The following is a 3,369-nucleotide window of genomic DNA, read 5'->3' as shown; positions in this document are numbered from 1 at the left end:
GCTCGACCGGTTCTTTCGGCTGTTCGACAACCACAAGTATCCGTTCATCGATCCAGCCGAGGATCAGCCCGATCTGACCCGGCTGATCGAGACGAAGGCCGACGAACCGTTCATCCTGCACCCGGGCGAGTTCGTGCTCGGGTCGACGTTCGAACTCGTGACCCTGCCCGACGATGTGGCGGCTCGGCTTGAGGGCAAGTCGAGCCTCGGGCGCCTCGGGTTGCTCACGCACTCGACGGCTGGGTTCGTCGATCCCGGGTTCTCGGGTCACGTGACCCTCGAGCTGAGCAACGTCGCGACGCTGCCGATCAAACTCTGGCCCGGGATGAAGATCGGGCAGCTCTGCTTCATCCGCACGTCGTCGCCCGTCGATAACCCGTACGGGTCGGGGCCCTACGGCAACCGGTACCAGGGGCAGCGCGGGCCGACGGCATCCCGGTCGTTCCAGAACTTCCACCGCACCGACGTCACCACCACCGACGCGGGGGCACCGGGGAGCTAGGTTCCGTCCTGCCCCGACACCCGCCGGCCGAGACGGCCGTCGGCGCTGGCGTCGCGGCGAAGGCCAGAAATGGCCTTCGCTTTATGCTCCAGCGCGCCTTGCTGGAGCTGCAACACGAGCCACGGGCTGAACGCGAAAGGGGTCGCGGTCACCGCCTTCATCAGTTCCGAGGGGGCGACCCAGGCCCAGTCGTCGACCTCGTCGGGTTTCGGCATCGGGTCGTCGCGGGCGACGGTGCGGTAGACGGGGCAGATCTCGTTCTCGACCACCCCGCCGGCGTCGACCGCGCGGTAGCGGAAGTCGGGCAGCACAAGGTCGAGCTCCCCCAGAGGCAGCGCCAGTTCGCGCAAACCTCGGCGACGCACGGCATCCTCGATGTTCTCGTCGGGGCCGGGATGCCCGCAGAACGCGTTCGTCCAGACGCCGGGGAATGTCGGCTTCGTGATCGCCCGCCGGGTGACGAGCACCCGGCCCCGCGCGTCAAAGACATGGCACGAGAACGCCAGGTGAAGCGGGGTGTCCTCACCGTGTACCGCGAGCTTGTCGGCGACGCCGATCGACTCGCCCGACTCCGAAAGCAGCACAACTTGCTCGGCGGCGGAAGGCACTGGGGGCTGCGACATGGGGCGAGGTAGTCTGCCGGAATGGATGCGGGACTCGCGACCGCGGCGGCGCGGCAGTCGCAGGTTGACGCCGTTTTGGCGCGTCTGTTCAGCCTAGCCCGCAAGCGCGCGGAGCCTCTGGGCGCCGCCTACGTCGAGCTCTGGGACCGCATCGAGGCGTCGACGAACGGAGGCAAGAGGTTCCGTCCACGCATGGTGTTTGCCGCCTATTCGGCGCTCGGCGGACACGACTTCGACGCGGCTGCCTATGTCGGTGCGGCGTTCGAACTGCTGCACACCTCGCTCTGCCTGCACGACGACGTCATTGACCGCGACTTCACCCGGCGGGGTGTGCCGAACGTCGCAGGCGCCTTCCGCGACCGAGCCCTCGCAGCGGGTGCCGAGCCGGCGACCGCCGAGCATCACGGGGTGAGCGCCGCGGTCATCGCGGGAGACCTGGCCCTGTTCAACGCTTACCGCCTCATCGACCGCAGCGGCGCCGGGGGGACCGTGCGCGCCCGGCTGCTCGAGGTCATGGACGAGGCGCTGTTCGCGAGCGCCGCAGGCGAACTGATCGACATCGATTTCACGCTGCGCCCCGAGCTGCCGCACGTCGACGACATCCTCAGCATGGAACGGCTGAAGACCGCGGTGTATTCGTTCGAAGGTCCGCTGCAGGCGGGCGCGATCCTCGCGGGCGCCTCGGAAGAGACCGTCGCGACCCTCGGCGAGTTCGGTCGGGAGATCGGTATCGCCTACCAGCTCGTCGACGACGTGCTCGGGGTCTTCGGGGCGGAAGAGGAGACCGGTAAGACAACCGTCGGCGACCTGCGAGAGGGCAAGCGCACCGTGCTCGTCGCCTACGCGGCGAGCGCCCCGGGATGGGATGGGTACGCCGACCTGTTCGGCGACCCCGCCCTCACCGAGGCCGACGCCGAGTAGCTGCGCGCCCACCTCGTCGATTCGGGCGCCCGCGGTTTCGCCGAAGGGCTCGCCCGGTACTACGTGAACCGCGCACTCGCCCGGCTGGTGGAGCCGCACATCCCGGCGGCACTCCGTATCGAACTGCATCCGGTCGCCGACGCCGTACTCGGCCGTGCCAAGTGAAGCGCGACCAAGGCGCGGATGGCGGGCCCCGCCTCCCGCTCTACGACGAGGTCGCGGAACGGACCGCGAGCCTCGTCATCCGCCGCTACTCCACGTCGTTCGGGATGGCGTCGAAGCTTCTCGGCGTCGGCATCCGTCAGTCGGTGGAGAACATCTACGCCCTCGTGCGGGTCGCCGACGAGATCGTCGACGGCGGAGCCGAGGAGGCGGGGCTCAACCGACGGCAGGCTGGTCGACTGCTCGACGCCTACGAAGCCGAGACGGAGCGCGCTCTCGAGGAGGGCTACAGCGCCGACCTCGTCGTGCACGCCTTCGCTCGTACTGCCCGGGCCGCGGGGTTCGGCGCGGAGCTGACCAAGCCGTTTTTCGCCTCGATGCGCGCCGACCTGCACGAGACCGAGCACGACGCCGAAAGTTTCGCCGCCTACGTCTACGGGTCGGCCGAGGTTGTCGGGCTGATGTGCCTGCGCGTGTTCGTGCAGGATGCGCCGCACCCGTACCCCGCCGACGAACTCGAAACCCTGGAGTCGGGCGCCCGTGCGCTCGGTGCGGCCTTCCAGAAGGTGAACTTTCTGCGCGACCTCGCCGCGGATCACGACAAGCTGGGACGCAGCTACTTTCCCGGTGTCGATGTGACCCGGCTGACCGAAGACGAGAAGAACACCGTGCTCGACGACATCGACGCCGACCTCGCCCGCGCCGCGGCGACGCTTCCCCTGCTGCCGCGCAGCTCCCGCCGGGCGGTCGCTCTCGCTCAACGGTTGTTCGCCGAACTCTCCAGCCGCCTGCGGCGCACGTCTGCCGAGGTGCTCATCCGCACCCGAGTGCGCGTGCCCGACCCGGTCAAGCTGCGCATCGCGCTCGGTGCCGCAACGCTCAGTGGTCGACATAGCGGGGCACGGTCGTGAGCCGCATCATCATCATCGGCGGTGGGATCGGCGGACTCGCCTCCGCCGCGCTGCTCGCCCGCGAGGGTCACGACGTCGTGCTGCTCGAACAGCACCCGGAGTTCGGGGGCCGCGCCGGCTCGTGGGAGCGCGACGGCTTCCGTTTCGACACCGGCCCGTCGTGGTACCTCATGCCCGAAGTGTTCGACCACTTCTACAAACTGCTCGGCACGAGCGCCGACGCAGAACTGCACCTCGTACAGCTCGACCC

5 protein-coding genes are annotated in these 3,369 nt (G+C 69.0%); 4 read left to right on the top strand and 1 reads right to left on the bottom strand.

The annotated features are described in order from the left end of the window. Positions 1–502 (top strand): dCTP deaminase (gene dcd / locus RMO30_RS10175; RefSeq protein WP_309712857.1); only part of this gene is annotated, 502 nt, incomplete at its 5' end. On the opposite strand, the gene idi is transcribed toward dcd, so the two are convergent. Next, entirely contained in the window at positions 499–1,125 is a 627-nt protein-coding gene (gene idi / locus RMO30_RS10170; RefSeq protein ID WP_309712854.1) for an isopentenyl-diphosphate Delta-isomerase, read from the bottom strand. The two genes, dcd and idi, sit on opposite strands and share 4 nt — an antisense overlap. A gap of 21 nt (positions 1,126–1,146) precedes the next feature. Between idi and RMO30_RS10165 the strand changes: the two genes are divergently transcribed. The 3 genes from RMO30_RS10165 to RMO30_RS10155 form a co-directional block, all read left to right on the top strand. Then, entirely contained in the window at positions 1,147–2,046 is a 900-nt protein-coding gene (locus tag RMO30_RS10165; RefSeq protein WP_309712851.1) for a polyprenyl synthetase family protein, read from the top strand. Positions 2,047–2,207: 161 nt separating this feature from the next. Next, a complete protein-coding gene (locus tag RMO30_RS10160; RefSeq protein WP_309712848.1) occupies positions 2,208–3,119 on the top strand; it encodes a squalene/phytoene synthase family protein in 912 nt (303 codons plus the stop codon). Next, positions 3,116–3,369, top strand: a 254-nt coding sequence (locus tag RMO30_RS10155; RefSeq protein ID WP_309712845.1) for an FAD-dependent oxidoreductase, incomplete at its 3' end; no start/stop codon positions are given. The genes RMO30_RS10160 and RMO30_RS10155, both read left to right, overlap by 4 nt.

The organism is Pseudolysinimonas sp. (assembly GCF_031389465.1).
Taxonomy (GTDB): domain Bacteria; phylum Actinomycetota; class Actinomycetes; order Actinomycetales; family Microbacteriaceae; genus Pseudolysinimonas_A.
This window is presented reverse-complemented; position numbering and strand designations above follow the sequence as displayed.

What these genes read in the sequence shown, in the direction of transcription:
- idi (WP_309712854.1), bottom strand. Translation starts at nt 1,125, where the DNA reads ATGTCGCAGCCCCCAGTGCCTTCCGCCGCCGAGCAAGTTGTGCTGCTT.
- RMO30_RS10165 (WP_309712851.1), top strand. Translation starts at nt 1,147, where the DNA reads ATGGATGCGGGACTCGCGACCGCGGCGGCGCGGCAGTCGCAGGTTGAC.